Source organism: Micromonospora sp. CNZ309 (assembly GCF_002846525.1).
The window spans coordinates 672788-692113 of record NZ_PJNG01000001.1; the positions used below are offsets into that span (position 1 = coordinate 672788).

The 19326-nt window shown below is 76.6% G+C and carries 4 protein-coding genes; 2 read left to right on the plus strand and 2 right to left on the minus strand.

Going from position 1 to position 19326, the window contains the following annotated elements; genetic code table 11:
* Positions 1-1081: 1081 nt before the first annotated feature.
* Positions 1082-2248 carry an ATP-grasp domain-containing protein gene (locus CLT72_RS03050; RefSeq protein WP_486484173.1) on the plus strand — a complete coding sequence of 389 codons (1167 nt, stop codon included), beginning with the start codon at positions 1082-1084 and terminating at the stop codon, positions 2246-2248.
* A gap of 110 nt (positions 2249-2358) precedes the next feature.
* Here the strand turns inward: CLT72_RS03050 and CLT72_RS03055 are convergent, their stop codons facing one another.
* Positions 2359-3399 carry a 3-dehydroquinate synthase family protein gene (locus CLT72_RS03055; protein ID WP_101409415.1) on the minus strand — a complete coding sequence of 347 codons (1041 nt, stop codon included), beginning with the start codon at positions 3397-3399 and terminating at the stop codon, positions 2359-2361.
* Positions 3380-4216 carry a hypothetical protein gene (locus CLT72_RS03060; RefSeq protein WP_250101104.1) on the minus strand — a complete coding sequence of 279 codons (837 nt, stop codon included), beginning with the start codon at positions 4214-4216 and terminating at the stop codon, positions 3380-3382. Before CLT72_RS03060 ends, CLT72_RS03055 begins: the two co-directional genes overlap by 20 nt.
* 224 nt (positions 4217-4440) lie before the next feature.
* Between CLT72_RS03060 and CLT72_RS03065 the strand changes: the two genes are divergently transcribed.
* Positions 4441-19299 carry a type I polyketide synthase gene (locus CLT72_RS03065; protein ID WP_101409416.1) on the plus strand — a complete coding sequence of 4953 codons (14859 nt, stop codon included), beginning with the start codon at positions 4441-4443 and terminating at the stop codon, positions 19297-19299.
* Positions 19300-19326 lie beyond the last annotated feature (27 nt).

Consider the following 19326-nt stretch of genomic DNA (forward strand, 5'->3'; position numbering starts at 1 on the left):
GCGACCGGAAGGCACGGGGCCGCAACGGCCGGTCAGCCGAGGTGCCGTACCGCCGGGCGGACTCCGGTCGGCGCGGCAGGAGCGGTTCGCGGGGCGTGCGGTCCGGTCGGGTGGCCGGGGTGCGGGAACCGCCGCGCGAGCAGGGACGGGGTCACCGTCCGGATCCCGGGCCGCGGCCGCGTCATTGATCGGAAGGAGCAGACCGGTGCCCGATCCGGTCACCGGCACCTCCCGTCCGTCCGGGCGTCGCGCACCCACATTCGTCCCCGATCCGGTGCACTGAAAAGGGAACGACGAACCGATGGGGCCCGACCCTACGAAGCACCGTGGAGTGACGTACACCCCTAGAGATGCGCACGTCGACCCCTAGCGCGTCAGCCGGAGATCCCCCGCCGAGGACCGCCGCGATGCGCCGCCGGCGGCGACCCGATTCGGCCCCGATGCCGCCTCGTCGCGGCCCGATCGCCGAAGTGCCCTGCTCAGCGCGGTGGTCCATCCGAATTGCCGGTCACGATCCCGCTCGGATGCGCTAACCTTCCAGTGAAAGCACATGCGGCTATATCTTTTCTATAGTTGCTAATAGGTGCCCTCCGAGAGGGTCGGTGTGCGATTGTCCGGGTTCGGCGGTGAATGGTCCCGCAGCCCTTTTCGAAAAGCGTCTTTTCGGTCAGCCCGAGTCGACGGGCCCGCTCGGAGAACTGGCGATTCCGGTCGCGAAAAGGGCCGCCCGTGTTCGGCTGACCGGCCCATCCCCGGGCAATGAGGACTGACTATGCTTTGCCGATCATGACCAAGTCGGTGACTGCCCGTCAGCCACCGACTGATGGTGTGCACCCCGCCGACGCGGCGCTGGCCACAAGCCAGCCCGCTACCTGGCCGGTCCAGCCCTGAGACCGTCCGGTCGGTGCACGCGGCACGCCCGACTCTCGTGGCCGAGCGGCCTCATCAGGACCGGGAGCCCCGCAACCGTCCACGTTCTCCGCTGTTCGTGGTCGTGGGCACCCGGACTTCGTGCCACCCCGAGGCCCCCTGTGGGCCGGCATGTCAGGAGATCCAAATGCACGGGCCTATCCAGGTACAGGTGTTCGCCCATGACGGGGTGGTCCTCGCCCGGCCGCCCGACCCGGTGGCGACCGCCGGAAGCCGCTATCTCGCCGGCGCGGGCGCCGCCCTGCACAACGGGCTGGACATGATCACCGGCCTCCATCTGACCCTCCCGCACCAGTCGGCGGCGATCTGCAGCACCGGATCCAGCGCCGACAAGTCACTGCGGCTCATCAGCCGGTGCGGTCTGAAGACGCCGAGCGATCTGCGCGAGTTCCGCTCCGGCGCGCAGGCGGTGCGCCTCGCCCGCGACGCCGCCGAACGGGGCGAGACGCTGGAGTTCCAGTTTCCCCCGCACGATCCGCACCTGCGGGCCGCGCAGGCCCGGGTGTCGCCGGAACTGCTGGCCCGCCTCAACAACAAGACCGTCCTGGAGACACTGCTCGCACCGGAATACCTGCCCCGTCGCCAGGTCGCCACGCCCGAGGAGGTGCGTCGCATCGTCCGGCAGGACCGCCGGCCCGCGGTGATCAAACCGGCCGGCGTCGAGGTCTACAGCGGAATCGCGATCTTCACCAGGCGTTTGCAGGACCGGCGGAACCGGTCGCTGTTCAACCAGCTCGAACAGGTCAGCGACCAGTGGATCCTCGAGGAGGAGGTGCCCTTCCGGACGATCTGGGGCCTCCAGTTCGGCGTGACGGAGAGCGGAGCGGTGCACTACTTCGGTGCGTCCGTACACCTGCCGCAGCCCACGTCGACGTGGGTCGGTTGTGTGATGGACGACGACCAGCCGCCGGCGGAGCTGATCGAAGCGCTGACCGTAGGGGTCCGAAAGGCCAGTGCGCTCGGGTACCGGGGGTACTGCTCCTTCGACGCCGGGATCGGCCGCGACGGCGAACTGCGGGTCATCGATCCCAACTTCCGGGTCAGCGGGGCCACCAGTTCGATCCTGCACCGCAGCTCGCTGCTGGGCCAGCACCGGTGCGCCATGACCACGTTCTTCTCGCTGGCCCCCGGCGTCGACGCCGAGCCGATCCTCGCGCCGTTCATCGACCGGGGGGAGCTGGTCGTGTTCATGCACCACGACCCGGCGGAGACGGACAACGGACCGCTGCCGGCGAGCATCGTCGGCATGGTCGGCGCCTCGGACCGGTACGCCTGCGGCGTGCTGATCGCGCAGATCCAGCGGGCGCTGGGCAGTTGACGTGTCGCCCCCCGGGCCGTGTGGGAGCGGCCCGGGGGACGACCGGTCCGCCCAGCGGCGGCCGCGCCCGCCGAACCGCCCGACCCGGACGCCGTACGAGCGGCCGGGCGTCACATGCCCGTGAGGGCGGCCCGGACGGCGGACTCGGGGACGTCGGCGACCAGCTCGGGCCCGGCCGGGCCGTCCAGGACGAAGGACAAACCGGAGGTCGCCTTCTTGTCCCGGCGCATCAGCGCGATCAGCTCGTCGTGGTCGACGCCGGTGGGCAGGTCGGTGTCGAGGCCGTACCCCGCCACGACGTCGTGGTGCTCGGCCACCCGCTCGGCAGGGACGCGGCCGAGGACGCCGGCCAGCCGGCCCGCGAAGACCGTGCCGACGCCGACCGCCTCGCCATGCCGCAGCCCGAAGTCGGTGGCCCGCTCCAACGCGTGGCCCAGGGTGTGGCCGTAGTTCAGGATGTGCCGCAGGCCGGAGTCGCGCTCGTCGGCCGCCACCACCCGGGCCTTGAGCCCCACGCAGGCGGCGATCTGCTCCGCCACCGGGCGGCCGCGCAGCTCGCCCGCGCCGATGAAGTGCGCCCGGGCGATCTCGCCGTACCCGTTGCGCCACTCCCGGCGCGGCAGCGTGTCCAGGTGCTCGGTGTCGCAGAGCACCGCCCGGGGCTGCCAGTACACCCCGACGAGGTTCTTGCCCTCCGGCAGGTTGACCGCGGTCTTCCCGCCGACGCTGGCGTCCACCTGGGCGAGCAGCGAGGTCGGTAGGTGGATCACCGCGATGCCCCGGTGGTAGAGGCCGGCGGCCAGCCCGACCACGTCCGTGGTCGTCCCGCCGCCGCAGGAGACGACGGCGTCGGCGCGGGTCAGCCCGAACTCGGCGAACGCCCGGCAGAGCTGCTCCACCGTGGCCAGGTTCTTGTCGTGCTCGCCGTCGCGGGCCGGCACCACCCGGTGCGGCACGCCCGGGTCGGGCGTCCACTCCGGCGGCCGGGCCGAGACCACCACGACCCGCCGCGCGCCGATCCGCGCCACCTCCGCCGGCAGCCGGTGGCGCACGCCGGGGCCGATCAGCACCGGGTACGCGCGCTCCCCGAGCGCCACCTCGATCCGGGCGGGCTCGGCGTGGGCGCGGCGCTCAGGTGCGGACGCTTGCATGGGGTTGCTGCCTCCTCCGGGCGACGGGGACGGGCGCGGCGACGACCGGGCGGTCCCGGACCATCGACAGGCGCAGCGCCAGCGCGGCCAGCGAGTCGACCTGCGGCCCGATGCCCCACCGGTCGTGGGTGAGCTGCGCATGGTGCGCCAACAGGAAGCCGGACGGCGCCGCCGGATGCTCCCGGCCGACCACGTCGGCCACCCGGTCCAGGTAGTGCTGCCACGCCACGGCGACCTCCCCGCCCAGCGGCAGGTCGCCGGCCGACAGGACGATCTTCTCCGCCCCGGCGTCCGCCTGCGCCGCCAGGTCCCGCCGCTGCGCGGCGGTGAGCCGCTGGCTGCGTTCCTGCCAGTGCAGGAAGAGGAACGCCAGCCGGTCGGCCGCCGGCACCAGCGCCGTCAGGTGCCGCAGGTGCGCCACGGCCAGCGGCAGCTCGACGCCGGCCAGCCAGGGTGCGTCCCCGCCGAGCAGCGTCAGGGCCAGGTCGCTGCCGGCGGACGCGAGCGGGCCGCCCCGGGCGGCGTCGCGCACCACCCGGCGGTCGGCGGGGAAGGAAACCCCCGGGTCGTACGCGAGCAGCCGCGTCCGTACCGCGGCGAGCGCGGGCGGGGTGGCGTGGAAGCCGAGGCTCACGTGTGGCCCGGCGGGCGAGCCCTCCGGGTCGAAGAACCAGTCCAGGCCCGGATCGGCCCGGCGGGCGGCGGCGACCAGGCCGGTGAGGACCGTTCCGACCAGCTCGATCACCCGCGTGTCCGGGCATCCCTCGGCCGGCACGGCCGAGCGGGCGAACATCCAGCAGCGTTCCAACGACGGCACCTCGGCTGACGGGCGGGTGGAGCACGGGACTCGACGGTCTGCGGGGGTCGCACCATCATCGACCTGCGGCCCGTCCCGCCACCGGATCGGCGGTCCGAACTGGGGACGACTTAGGGGGTGACAGGGGTAGGACACCGGCAGGGTGCTCGGAAGACTTGGGCCGCTACGGCGAGCGGGGTCTACGCCGCGGATGAGAAGTCTCGCCGACGGACGGATGTGGTGACATGCTTCGGAGCGACCTGATCCAGCCGTTGTCCGATCTGATCGAGGCGCACGCCGCCAGGTTGGGGAACAAGGTCGCGTTCCGCGACGAGCGCCGGGCGGTCGGCTACGCCGACCTGGCCGTGCGGACCCGCCGGCTGGCCGGTCACCTGGCGGCCTCGGGCGTCGGGCGGGGCGACCGGGTCGCCTTCTGCCTCGGCAACCGGGTGGAGACGGTCGAGACCTGGCTGGCCGTGACGCGGGCCGCCGCGGTCGGCGTACCGGTGAACCCGCACAGCACCGACGCGGAACTGGCCCACCTGCTGGACGACTCCGGTGCGGTGCTGGTGGTCACCGACCAGCGGCACCTCGACCAACTGCTGCGGCTGCGCGCCGACCGGCGGACCCTGCGGCTCGTGGTCACCGGGGACGGCCCGGTGCCCGCCGGAGTCATCGGGTGGCGCGACCTGGTCGACACCGAGCCGGGCGTGGACGCCCGCGACGACCTGGGGCTCGACGAGGTCGCCTGGATGCTCTACACCTCCGGCACCACCGGTCGGCCCAAGGGCGTACTCTCCACCCAGCGCACCTGCCTGTGGTCCGTCGCCGCCTGCTACGTGCCGATCCCCGGGCTCACCGACGCCGACCGGGTGGTCTGGCCGCTGCCGCTGTTCCACAGCCTCTCGCACATCGGGTGCGTGCTCAGCGTGACCGCGGTCGGCGCCACGGCCCGGCTCATCGACGGCTTCTCCGCCGACGACGTGCTGCGCGCGGTCGACGAGGACGAGGCCACCGTGCTGGCGGGCGTGCCGGCCATGTACCACCACCTGGTCACCGCCGCCCGGGAGACCGGCTTCCGCGCCCCGGCCCTGCGGGTCTGCCTGGTCGGCGGGGCGATCACCACCGGCGCGTTGCGCCGGGCGTTCGACGAGGTCTTCGACGCGCCGCTGCTTGACGCGTACGGCAGCACGGAGACCTGCGGGTCGATCGCCGTGACCCGGCCGGACCAGCCCCGCGTCGAGGGCTCCTGCGGACGCGCGGTGCCCGGCGTCGAGGTGCGCCTGGTCAGCCCGCAGACCGGCCTGGACGTGCCGACCGGCGCCGAGGGGGAGGTCTGGGTCAGCGGGCCGAGCGTCATGCTCGGCTACCACGGCCTGCCGGAGGTCACCGCCGCCGCCCTGCGCGACGGCTGGTACCGCACCGGTGACCTGGCCCGCCGCGACGCCGACGGCAACATCTTCGTCACCGGCCGGCACCAGGAACTGATCATCCGGGGCGGCGAGAAGATCCACCCGGCCGAGGTGGAGGAGGCGCTGCGCGCCGTGCCCGGCGTCGCCGACGTGGCGGTGACCGGCCGCCCGCACGACGTGCTCGGCGAGGTGCCGGTGGCGTTCGTGGTGCCCGGTCCGGAGGGCTTCGACCCCCGCGCCGGGTACGCGGCCTGCCGGGAGAAGCTGTCCTACCACAAGGTGCCGGAGGAGCTGTACGAGATCGGGCAGGTGCCGCGTACGGCCTCCGGCAAGGTCACCCGGCGGCTCCTGCTCGAGCGGCCGGCGCGGCTGCGGGCGGTCAACGGCAGCCACCACGCGGCGCTGAGCCTGCTCGCCTGGCGGCCGCTGGACCTCGCCGCCGTACCGCCGCTCGAAGCGCCCGTCCCGACGGCCGCGCAGGCCGCCGTCGCCCCGGCCCGACACTGGGCGCTCGTCGGCCCCGGCAGCGAGGCGCTGACGGAGCCGCTGCGGGCGGCGGCGCCCGGGGACCGGTTCCGGTGCCACCGGGACCTGCCCGCCCTGCGTGCGGCCCCGGACGTGCCCGACGTGACGGTGCTGCTGGCCGGGCCGGCCGACGCCGCCGCGCCGGACCTCGCCGACCGGCTGCGTGGCTGGCTCGACGACGACCGGTTCGCCGGCACCCGGCTGGTGCTGCTGACCGGCCCCGCAGGTGACGACCCGACCGGCCCCGACGCTGGCGATGTGCGCGGCGACACGGCCACCGGCGCGGGCGACGTCGCCGGAGGGGTCGGGCCCGATCCGGCGGCCGGTGCCGTCCCGGCGATCGGGCGCGCCCTCCAGGCCGCGTACCCGGACCGGATCGTGCTGGTCGACCACGACGCCGGACACCGGTCGGTCGCCCTGCTGCCCGCCGCGGTGGATGCCGGCGCCGCGCAGGTCGCGCTGCGGGCCGGAGCCGCCCTGCACGCGGCCCTCGTGCCGGCCCCGGCGGCCGTGCCGGCGCGGCCGGCGACCGTGGCCGACCCGGACCGCCCGGTGTCGATCACCGGCGCCGACGGACCGACCGGCGCGGCGCTGGCCCGACACCTCGTCGCCGCGCACCGGGTCCGCCGGCTGCGGCTGCTGCACGTCGGCGACACGGCCGGGACAGCCCTGAGTGACCTGGCCGCCGAACTCTCCGCCGCCGGCGCCGAGGCCGCCGTCCTGCCTGCCGACCGGCCGGGCGACGAGCCGACCGGCGGTGTCGTGCTCTGCCCGTCCGAGGACGACCTGGCCGACGACGAGGGCGTGGCCCGGCTGCTCGGCCTCGCCGCGGCGCTGGACGCGGCGACCCGGCAACCGGCCGCCGCGTTCACCGTCCTCGTCCCGTCCGCCCTGCTGCTGGGCGCCGCCGACCGGGAACGGGCCGCCGCCGCCGTCGGGGCGCTGCACGCCCTGGCCGCCCGCCGCCACGCCGCCGGGCTCCCGGCCCGCCTCGTCGGCACGACCGCGCCCGCCGACCGGGAGCCGTCACCCGGCACTGCCGGGGCGACCGCACGCCACCCGGGGGAGCCCACCGGCGCCGCGCCGGCGGCCGTACGCGCCGACCTCGACGCGTTCGACGTGGCGCACGACGGCGACGACCTGGTCCTGCTCGCCCGCCAGGCGGGCCACGCCGACACCGCGCACCCCGCCTGGCGCGGGCCCGTCGCGGCGCCCGGCGACGCCACGGACGACCGGGACGCCGCCGAGTTGCGCCGCCGGCTGGCAGGGCTGGGCACCGCCGAGGGGGACCGGCTCCTGCTCGACCTCGTGCGCGCCGCCACCGCCGAGGTGGCCGGCCTGTCCGGCCCGGCCGCCGTCCGCCCCGGCCGCGCCTTCAAGGAACTCGGCTTCACCTCCGTCAGCGCGGTCGCCCTGCGCGACCGGCTGGCGCGGGCCACCGGGGTACGGCTCTCCGCCACGGCCGCGTTCGACCGGCCCAGCCCGGACGCCCTCGCCCGACACCTCGCCGAGCGCCTGCGCGGCGCCACCGGACAGGTCCGCCCCGAAACGGACCGGCCGAGCCCCTCCACGGCGGACGATCCGGTGGTCGTCGTGGCCATGGCCTGCCGGCTGCCCGGCGGCGTCGGTTCCCCCGAAGAGCTGTGGGAGCTGGTCGAGCAGGGCCGGGAGGGGCTCACGGAGTTCCCCACCGACCGGGGCTGGGACCTGGCGCACCTGTTCTCCGACGACGCCGACCGTCCCGGCACCTCGTACGTGCGGGTGGGCGGCTTCCTGACCGACGCGGCGGACTTCGACGCCGCCCTGTTCGCGATCAGCCCCCGCGAGGCGCTCGCCATGGACCCGCAGCAGCGGCTGCTGCTGGAGACGTCCTGGGAGCTGTTCGAGCGGGCCGGCATCGACCCCACCTCGCTGCGCGGCAGCGCCACCGGCGTCTTCACCGGCGTCATGCACCACGACTACGCCGCGAACCTGCGCCAGGCGCCGCCCGGCACCGAGGGCTACCTCGGCGTCGGCACCGCCGGCAGCGTCGTCTCCGGCCGCGTCGCGTACGCGCTCGGGCTGGAGGGGCCGGCGGTCACCGTCGACACGGCGTGCTCGTCGTCGCTGGTGGCGCTGCACCTGGCCGCCCAGGCGCTGCGCGCCGGCGACTGCTCCCTCGCCGTGGCCGGCGGCGTGGCGGTGATGGGCACCCCGCAGGCGTTCGTGGAGTTCAGCCGGCAGCGCGGGCTCGCCCCGGACGGCCGGTGCAAGGCGTTCGCCGACGGCGCCGACGGCACCGGCTGGTCCGAGGGCGTCGCCGTGCTGCTGCTGGAACGGCTCTCCGACGCCCGCCGGCTCGGGCACCCCGTCGTCGCCGTGCTGCGGGGCTCCGCCGTCAACTCCGACGGCGCGTCCAACGGGCTGACCGCCCCCAACGGGCCCGCCCAGGAGCGGGTCATCCGCCGGGCGCTGGACGCGGCGGGGCTCTCCGCCGCCGACGTGGACGTCGTCGAGGCGCACGGCACCGGAACCCGGCTGGGCGACCCGATCGAGGCCCAGGCGCTGCTCGCCACGTACGGGGTGGGACGCGGCGACGCCGAACCGCTGCGGCTGGGCTCGCTGAAGTCCAACCTCGGCCACACCCAGGCCGCCGCCGGGGCCGCCGGGGTGATCAAGATGGTGCTCGCCATGCGGCACGGGACGCTGCCGCGCACCCTGCACGTGGACGCCCCGACGTCGGAGGTGGACTGGTCCGCCGGGGCCGTCGAGGTGCTCACCGAGGCCCGCCCGTGGCCCGACGTACGCCGCCCCCGCCGCGCCGGCGTGTCGTCGTTCGGCATCAGCGGCACCAACGCCCACGTCATCGTCGAGGCGCCCGCCGACCGGCACCCGTCGCCCGGGACCGCCGACCGGCACCCGTCGCCCGGGACCGCCGACCGGCGACCGCCCGTGCCGTGGCTGCTCGCCGCCGCCTCCGGCGAGGCGCTGCGCGACCAGGCGGCCCGCCTGCTGGCCTGGCTCGACGGGCCGGGGGCGCACGCCGACCCGGCCGACGTCGGGCACGCGCTCGCCACCACCCGCGCCGCCCTCGAACACCGGGCCGTGGTGCTGGCCGCCGACCCGGCCACCGCCCGTACGGGCCTGACCGCGCTGACCCGCGGCGAGCCGGACCCCGACGTGCCGACCGTGCTGACCGGCCGGGTCGTCGACGGCCAGCTCGGCCTGCTCTTCGGCGGGCAGGGCGGCCAGCGCGCCGGCATGGGGCGCGAGCTGCACGCCGCGTACCCGGTCTTCGCCGACGCCTTCGACGCCGCCTGCGCCGAACTCGACCGCTGCCTCGCCGGCCACGCCCCGCACCCCGTCGCGGACGTCGTCCTCGCCGCCGAAGGCACCGAGCTGGCCGAACTGCTCGACCAGACCCTCTACACCCAGCCCGGGCTGTTCGCCTTCGAGGTGGCGCTCTACCGCCTCCTGGAATCCTGGGGGGTGCGCCCCGACGCCGTGCTCGGCCACTCCGTCGGTGAACTGGCCGCCGCGCACGTGGCCGGGGTCTTCCCCCTCGCCGACGCGGCGGCGCTCGTCGCCGCCCGCGCCCGGCTGATGCAGCAGCTGCCCGCCGGGGGCGCGATGGTCGCCGTCGAGGCCGACGAGGCCGAGGTCGCCGCGCACCTGACCGACCGGGTGGGCCTCGCCGCCGTCAACGGCCCCACCAGCGTGGTCGTCTCCGGCGACACCGACGCGGTGCTGGCCGTCGCGGCCACCCTGCGCGCCGCGGGGCGCCGGACCAGCCGGCTGCGGGTGTCGCACGCGTTCCACTCGCCGCGCATGGAGCCGATGCTCGACGAGTTCCGCGCGGTGGCCGCCGGCCTCACGTACCGCACCCCGCACCTGCCCGTGGTGTCCAACCTGACCGGTCACCCCGTCGACCCGGCCCGGCTCTGCTCGCCCGACTACTGGGTGGCGCACGTGCGGGCCACCGTCCGCTTCCACGACGGCGTACGGGCCCTGCACGGGCAGGGCGTCACCACCTTCCTGGAGATCGGCCCGGCCGGCGTACTCACCGCGATGGCCCAGGACTGCCTCGTCGCCGAGGCCGACGAGCTGGCGTTCGTCCCCGCCGTCCGGGGCACCGCCGGCGAGGCCGAGGCGCTGCTCGCCGCCGTGGCGCGGCTGCACGTGCGGGGCGTCGCCGTGGACCGCGCCGCCCTCGCCGGCCCCGGGCCGCACCGCCGCGTCGACCTGCCCACGTACGCCTTCCAGCGCCGGCACTACTGGCTGCCCGCTCCCACCGGCGCCGGCGGCCCGGCCGGCGTCGGGCTGACCGACGCCGGGCACCCGCTGCTCGGCGGCGTACTGCCGGTCGCCGGCACCGGGCAGGTCGTCTGCACCGGTCAGGTGCCCACGGCCGTCCGGCCGTGGCTGGCCGCCCCCGCCGACGGCGCCGCCGCCCTGCTGCCCACCGCCGCCCTGCTGGACATGCTCACCCACCTCGGCGACCAGGTCGGCGCCCCGACCGTGCAGCGGCTGAGCGTGCCCGGGCCGGTGCCGCTGCCCGGCGAGGCGACCCTCGACGTGCAGATCGGCCTCTCCGCGCCCGACGAGCACCGGCGCCGCGTGGCGTACTGCCACGTCCGGGCCGGCGACGGGCAGCCCTGGCGTGAGGTCGCCGAGGCCGTGCTCGGCCCGGTCGACCCGGAGAACGGGCGGGGCACCCTCGCCCCGACCTGGCCACCCGCCGGGGCCCGGCCGGTGGACCTGACCGCCCCGCAGCACCGCGCGCTGGCCGGGGAACTGGCCCGGGCCGCGTGGGTGGCCGCCGACCGGCTCTTCGTCGACGTACGCCTGCCCGAGGACACCCGAGACCCGGACGCCGAGCGGTACGGCGTGCACCCGCTGGTGCTGGAGGCGGCCCTGCGCCTGCTCCCGCTCGCCGACTTCGCACCCGGCGCCGACGCCGGGCCCGCCGCCCGGCTGCTGCCCACCGAGTGGACGGGCGTGCGCCGGTACGCCGTCGGGGCGCACGCGCTGCGCGTCTGCCTGGCCCCGGCCGGGGCGGACGCGGTGACGCTGAGCGCCGTCGACGACGCCGGCGTGCCCGTGCTCGACGTGGACCGGGTGGTGCTGCGGAGCGTGGACCTGCCGCCCGCCGACGCGCCGACGCCCCCGGCCGCGCCCGCCGGGCTGTACGCCGTCGACTGGCTGCCCGCGGCGTTCCCGGCGACCCCGGCGCCCACCTGGACGCTCGCCGACGGCACACCGCCGGACGGGCCGCTGCCGCCGCTGCTGGTGCTGCGGGTCGGCGATGGGGAGCCGGGCCGGCCGGTGCCCGACCGGGCGCACGCCGTCGGTCTCGCCGTGCTCGGCGTGCTCCAGGACTGGCTGGCCGACCCCCGCGCGGAGACCACCCGCCTCGCCCTCGCCGTGCGCGACGGCGACCCGGTGCACGCGCCGGTGGCCGGGCTGGTCCGGGTCGCCCAGGCCGAGCAGCCCGACCGTTTCCTCCTGCTCAGCCTCGACGCCACCGACGACGCCACCGTCCGGTCGGCGCTGGCCGCCGCGGCGGACGAACCCGAGGTCGCCGTCCGCGACGGCCGGGCACTGCTGCCCCGGCTCAACCCCGTCGGGCGGCCCCCGACCGGTACGCCGCTCGCGGCGCTGGCCGGCGGCACCGTGCTCGTCACCGGCGGCACCGGCGGGATCGGCCGGCACGTCGCCACCCACCTCGCCACCGCGCACGGCGTCGCCGAGCTGGTGCTGGTCAGCCGCAGCGGCCGGGCCGGCGACTGGACGAGCGCGCTGACCGACGCCGGCGTCACCGTCCGGGTGGTCGCGGCCGACGTCGCCGACCGGGCGGCGCTCGCCGAGGTGATCGCCCCGCTGGCCGACCGGCTGGTCGCCGTCGTGCACGCCGCCGGGGCCACCGACGACGCCCTGCTCACCGACCTCGACCCGACCCGCTGGGCACGGGCCCTGCGGTCCAAGGTGCACGGCGCGTGGCACCTGCACGAGCTCACCGCCGGCCTCGACCTGGCCGCGTTCGTGCTCTTCTCCTCGGCCGCCGCCACCTTCGGCAGCCCCGGTCAGGGCAACTACGCGGCCGGCAACGCGTTCCTGGACGCGCTCGCCGCACACCGCCGCGCCCAGGGCCTCCCGGCGACCGCGCTGGCCTGGGGGCTGTGGGCCGCCGAGGACGGGATGGCCGGCCGGCTCACCCCGGCGGACCTGGCCCGGCTCGCCCGGGGCGGCACCCGCCCCCTCGACACGACCGCCGGACTGGCGCTGTTCGACGCAGCCCTGCACGTCGACCGGCCGGCGCTCGTGCCGATCGGGCTCGACCTGGCCGCCGTACGCACCTCCGGCGAGGTGCCCGCCCTGCTGCGGGCCCTGCTGCCGCCGCCGCCCCGCCGGGCCGTCAACGCCGACTCCGCGCCCGCCTCGGCCAGCAGCTTCGCCGACCGGCTGGCCGAACTCGCCGAGCCCGACCGCGCCGAGCTGCTGCTGGAGCTCGTCCGCACCCGGTGCGCCACCGTGGTCGGACACACCGGCCCCGAGCAGGTCGAGCCGCGCCGCCCGTTCAAGGACCTCGGCTTCGACTCGCTGATGGCCGTGGAGCTGAGCAACCGGCTCACCGCCGTCACCGGCGTCCGGCTCGCCCCGCACGCCGTGTTCAACCACCCCACCCCGGAACTGCTCGCCGCGCACCTGCACGCCCGGCTGCTCGGCACCGCCGCGACCGAGGTCGCCGACGCCACCACCGTCGCCCTGGACGAACCGGTCGCGATCGTCGCGATGGCCTGCCGGTTCCCCGGCGGCATCGGCTCCCCGGAGGAGCTGTGGCGGCTGCTGGACGCGGGCGCCGACGTCATCGGGGACCTGCCCGACGACCGCGGCTGGCCGCTGGCCGACCTCTACGACCCGGTGCCCGGCACGCCCGGACGCACGTACGTGCGGGCCGGCGGGTTCCTCACCGGGATCGCCGACTTCGACGCCGCGTTCTTCGGCATCAGTCCCCGCGAGGCCCTCGCCATGGACCCGCAGCACCGGCTGCTGCTGGAGACCTCCTGGGAGGCGCTGGAGCGCGGCGGCATCGACCCGGTCACCCTGCGCGGCAGCCGTACCGGTGTCTTCGCCGGCACCCACGGGCAGGACTACGCCGACCGGGTCGCCCCCGGCGTCGTGTCCGACGACGGCGAGGTCACCGCCGACGAGGGGCACCTGCTCACCGGCACGGCCGGCAGCGTCCTCTCCGGCCGCGTCGCGTACGCGCTCGGGCTGGAGGGACCGGCCGTCACCGTGGACACCGCCTGCTCGGCGTCCCTGGTGGCGCTGCACCTGGCCGTCCAGGCCCTGCGCCAGGGCGACTGCGACCTGGCCCTGGCCGGCGGCGTGTCGGTGATGTCCACCCCGGCCGGGCTGACCGGCTTCAGCCGGCAGCGCGGTCTCGCCGCCGACGGGCGGTGCAAGGCGTTCGCCGAGGACGCCGACGGCTTCGGCATGTCCGAGGGCGTCGGGATGCTGGTGGTCGAGCGCCTCTCCGACGCCCGCCGCCGGGGCCACCCGGTGCTGGCCGTGGTCCGCGGCTCGGCGGTCAACCAGGACGGCGCGTCCAACGGGCTGACCGCCCCGAACGGGCCGTCGCAGGAACGGGTCATCAAGGCCGCGCTCGGCGCCGCCGGGCTGAGCGCCGCCGAGGTGGACGTCGTCGAGGCGCACGGCACCGGCACGTCGCTCGGCGACCCCATCGAGGCGGAGGCGATCCTCGCCACGTACGGGCAGCGTCCCGCCGACACCCCGCCGGTGCTGCTCGGCTCGGTCAAGTCCAACCTCGGGCACACCCAGGCCGCGGCCGGCGTGGCCGGGGTGCTCAAGATGGTCCTCGCCATGCGGCACGGCCGGCTGCCCCGCACCCTGCACGCCGAGCGCCGCAGCTCGCGGATCGACTGGGACTCGGGGGCCGTGGAGCTGCTCACCGAGGCCCGACCGTGGCGCCCGGCGGACCGGCCGGCCCGCGCCGGCGTCTCGTCGTTCGGCATCAGCGGCACCAACGCCCACGTGATCGTCGAGGCGGTCGCCGAACCGACGTCGCAGGCCGCCGAGGCTCCCACGCCGCCGCAGGCGCACGCCCTGCCGTTGCTGCTCTCCGCGCGTACCCCCGAGGCGCTCGGCGGCCAGGCCCGCCGGCTGCGCGAGCACCTCGCCGCCCGGCCCGACCAGCGGCCCCTCGACGTGGCCTGGTCGCTGGCCACCAGCCGGAGCACCTTCGACTCCCGGGCGGTGCTGGTCGGCGCGTCGCCGGAACGCGTCGCCGCCGCCCTCGACGCCCTCGCCGACGGCCGGCCCGACCCGGCGGTGACGCGGGGCGAGGCCCGGCCCGCCGGCCGGTGCGTCTTCGTCTTCCCCGGGCAGGGCTCCCAGTGGCTCGGCATGGGGTTGGACCTGCTCGACCAGGCCCCCGTGTTCGCCGAACGCATGGCGGCCTGCGACGCGGCCCTGCGGCCGTACCTGGACTGGTCGCTGCTGGACGTGCTGCGCCAGGTGCCCGGCGCGCCCGGCCTCGACGAGGTCGACGTGGTGCAGCCCGCCCTGTTCGCGATGATGGTGTCCCTGGCCGAGCTGTGGCGTTCGCACGGCGTGCAGCCGGCCGCCGTGGTCGGCCACTCGCAGGGCGAGATCGCCGCCGCCTGCGTCGCCGGGGTGCTCTCCCTGCCCGACGCCGCCCGGGTGGTGGCGCTGCGCAGCCGGGCGCTGCGGGCCCTGGCCGGGCACGGCGCGATGGCCTCCGTCGCGCTGCCCGCCGACACGGTCCGCGACCGGATCGCCCGCTTCGGCGACCGGATCTCGGTCGCCGCCGTGAACGGCCCGGCCGCCGTCGTGGTCTCCGGCGACCCGGAGGCGGTCGAGGAACTGCTCGCCGAACTGGCCGGCGAACAGGCCCGGGTGCGACGCATCGCCGTCGACTACGCCTCCCACTCCGCCCAGGTGGAACGCATCCGCGACGAGCTGGCCGAGGTGCTGGCCGGCATCGCCCCCGGCCCGGCGGCCGTGCCGCTGTTCTCCACCACCGACCTGCGCTGGCTCGACGGCGAGGAGATGGGGCCCGACTACTGGTACCGCAACCTGCGGCAGCCCGTCGAGCTGGAAGGGGCGATCCGCTCGCTGGCGGCCCAGGGCCACGACACGTACGTCGAGTGCAGCCCGCACCCGGTGCTCACCGTCGGCGTCGAGGAGACCCTCGCCGACCACGAGGGCGAGACCGTGGTGGTCGGCTCGGTGCAGCGCGACCAGGGTGACCGGGAACGGTTCCTGCTCTCCCTGGCCCAGCTGCACGTGTGCGGGGTCGCCGTGGACTGGCGGCCCGCGCTGGCCGGCGGCCGGCGGGTCGACCTGCCCACGTACGCGTTCGCCCACCGCCGCTACTGGCCCCGGCCCCTGCGCGAGGCTGGCGACGTCGGCGCCGCCGGCCTGGACGCCGCCGGGCACCCGCTGCTCGGCGCGTCGATCGCGCTGGCCGAGACGAGGGGGCACCTGTTCACCGGGCGCCTGTCGACCGACGCGCAGCCGTGGCTGGCCGACCACCGGGTCACCGACAGCGTGCTGGTGCCCGGCACCGGCCTGGTGGAGCTCTGCCTCCGCGTCGGCGACGAGATCGGCCACCCCGTCCTCGACGAGCTGGTCATCGAGGCCCCGCTGACCCTGCCCGCCGGCGGGGCCACGCAGGTGCAGGTGGCGGTCGGCGCGGGCGGCGACGACGGGCGCCGGCCCGTGACCGTGCACTCCCGACCCGCCGACGCGCCGGCGGGCACCCCGTGGACCCGGCACGCCAGCGCCACCCTCTGCGCCGACCAGCCCGCCGCGCCGCCGCAGCTCACCACGTGGCCGCCGCGCGACGCCCGGCCCGTCGACCTGACCGGCTTCTACGCCGGGCTGGCGGCCGACGGCTACGCGTACGGGCCGGCGTTCCAGGGGCTGCGCGCGGTGTGGACCAGCGGCGACGAGGTCTACGCCGAGGTGGAGCTGCCGGCGGCCCAGCGGGTCGACGCCGACCGCTACGGCCTGCACCCGGCCCTGTTCGACGCCGCCCTGCACGCCGCGCACTTCGGCGGCCTCGCCGGGGCCGGGGCCGGCCAGCTGCTACTGCCGTTCGCCTGGAACGGCGTCAGCCTGCACGCCACCGGCGCGACTGCCCTGCGGGTACGGCTCACCCAGGTCGGGCCGCACGCCATCGCGCTGACCGCCGCCGACCCGACCGGCGCCCCGGTCGCCGAGGTGACCGCCCTGACCATGCGGCCGATCTCCACCGCGGAGCTGGCCGTCACCGACGACCGCGCCACCCGCGACGCCCTGTTCCGGATCGACTGGACGCCGCTGCCGCCGGCCGACGCGGCCAGCCCGGTCGACGCCGTGGCCGTCGCCCCCGGCCTGGCCGGGTTCCCGTTCCAGCCGGGACTGGACGGGCTCGCCGACGCCGTCGACGCGGGACTGGCCCTGCCCGGGGTCGTGCTCGTGCCGCTCGACGCGGACCCCGCGCAGCGCACCCCCCGCGCGGCGCGCCACGCCGCCGTACGGGCCCTCGACCTGGTCCGGCGCTGGCTCACCGAGCCCCGCTGGGCGGCGTCCCGGCTGCTGCTGGTGACCCGTGGCGCGGTGGCCGTGCACCACGCCGGCGAGGTGACCGACCCGGCCGCCGCGGCGGCGTGGGGCCTGGTGCGCTCCGCCCAGTCGGAGAACCCGGGCCAGGTGCTCGTCGTCGACGTCGACGGCGACGGGATCGGCCCCGACCAGGTCGCCGCCCTGTTGGCGGCGGACGAGCCGCAGGCCGCGATCCGGGGCGGCGCGGCGTACGTGCCGCGACTGGCGCGGGCCGGTTCGGCCGGCGAGCTGACCGCACCGCCCGCCGCCGCGTGGCGCCTGGACGCGCCGGTGCGCGGCAGCCTGGAGAACCTCACCCTGGTTCCCACCGACGCCGCCGACGTCGCCCTCGGCCCCCGCGAGGTCCGCGTCCGCGTCCGCGCCGCCGGCCTGAACTTCCGCGACGTGCTCAACGCGCTCGGCCTCTACCCGGGCGACGCGGGGCCGCTCGGCGGCGAGGGCGCCGGCGAGGTCGTCGAGGTGGGCGCCGAGGTGACCGACCTGCGCCCCGGCGACCGGGTGTTCGGGGTCTTCGTGGGCTGCTTCGGGCCCGTCGCGGTCACCGACCGCCGGCTGCTGGCCCCGATGCCGGCCGGCTGGTCGTACGTCGAGGCCGCCTCCGTGCCGGTGGTCTTCCTGACCGCGTACCACGGGCTGGTCAACCTGGCCGGGCTCACCCGGGGCGAGTCCGTGCTGGTGCACGCGGCGGCCGGCGGCGTCGGCATGGCCGCCGTGCAGCTCGCCCGGCACCTCGGCGCCGAGGTGTACGCCACCGCCAGCCCCGCCAAGTGGGACGCCCTGCGGTCGATGGGCCTCGACGAGGAGCACCTGGCCTCGTCCCGGACCCTCGACTTCGAGGCCCGCTTCGCCGAGGTCACCGGCGGACGGGGCGTCGACGTGGTGCTGGACTCGCTGGCCCGCGAGTTCGTGGACGCCTCGCTGCGGCTGCTGCCGCGCGGCGGACGGTTCATCGAGATGGGCAAGACCGACATCCGCGACGCCGACCGCGTCGCCGCCGACCACCCGGGGGTGGCCTACACCGCCTTCGACCTGACCCTGGAGGACCCCGACGAGGTGCAGCGCATGCTCGTCGAGCTGCTGGGGCTCTTCGAACGGGGGACGCTCACCCCGCTGCCCACCCAGGTGTGGGACGTCCGCCAGGCGCCGGAGGCGTTCCGGCACGTCAGTCAGGCCCGGCACGTCGGCAAGGTGGTGCTGACCACGCCCCGGGCGTGGGACCCCGAGGGCACGGTGCTGCTGACCGGCGGGACCGGGACCCTGGGCCGGCTGGTCGCCCGGCGGCTGGTCGAGACCCACGGCGTACGGCGGCTGCTGCTGGTCAGCCGCCGCGGCGAGCGGGCTCCCGGGGCGACCGAGGCAATCGACGAGCTGCGGGCTCTCGGGGCCGAGGCCACGGTGGTGGCGGCCGACGTGGCCGACCGGGACACCCTCGCCGGGGTGCTGGCGGCGATACCGGCGCGGCACCCGCTGACCGCCGTCGTGCACCTCGCCGGGGTGCTCGACGACGGGGTGGTCACCGCCCTGACGCCGCAGCGCGTCGACACGGTCTTCGCGCCGAAGCTCGACGCCGCGTGGCACCTGCACGAGCTCACCCGCCACCTCGACCTGGCCGCCTTCGTGCTGTTCTCCTCGGGCGCGGGCGTCTTCGGCGTGCCCGGTCAGGCCAACTACGCGGCGGCCAACGCGTTCCTCGACGCGCTCGCCCTGGCGCGTCGCGCCGAGGGCCTGCCGGGCCGCTCGTTCGCGTGGGGGCTGTGGGAGCAGGCCAGCGAGATGACCGCCAAGCTGGACCGCACCGACCCCCGCATCACCGCCCGCGACGGGCAGCTCGCGATCCCGTCCGACCTGGGCATGACCCTGTTCGACGCGGGCCTGCGGTTGGCCGAGCCGGTGCTGGTGCCGACCAGGATCGACGTCGCCGCGCTCGGCGAACGGGTCGAGCGGCCCCCGGCCCTGCTGCGCGGGCTCCTGCGGCGGGAACGGCCGACCGCGCGCTCGGCCACCCCGAGCGGTGGCGCGCGCACCCTCGCCGACGAGCTGGCGGCACTGGCGGGACCCGAGCGCCACACCCTGGTGGTCGACCTCGTACGCGAGCAGGCGGCGAGCGTGCTCGGGCACGGCAGCCGGGCCGCGGTCGCCCCCGGCCGGGCCTTCAGCCAGATCGGCTTCGACTCGTTGACCGCCGTCGAGCTGCGCAACCGGCTCACCACCGCCACCGGCCTGCGCCTGCCGGCCACGCTGATCTTCGACTACCCGGACCCGAACGAGCTGGCCACGTACCTGGTGTCGCAGCTGGCGCCGGACACCGGCCCGGAGGTTCCGCCGGTCCTCGCGGACCTGGAGAACCTCGAACGTTCGCTGACCGAGGCCAGTGTGGAACCGGAGCTGCACGAGCAGATCGGGTCCCGCCTGGAGGTGCTCATCGCCAAGTGGCGGACGATGCGCGCCGGATCGGGCGGCGATCCCGACCTCGACCTCGAACTGGCCAGCGACGACGACCTCTTCGACCTCATCGACTCCGAACTCGGTCTCTGATGGCCGTCCGGCCGCCCCACACGGCAG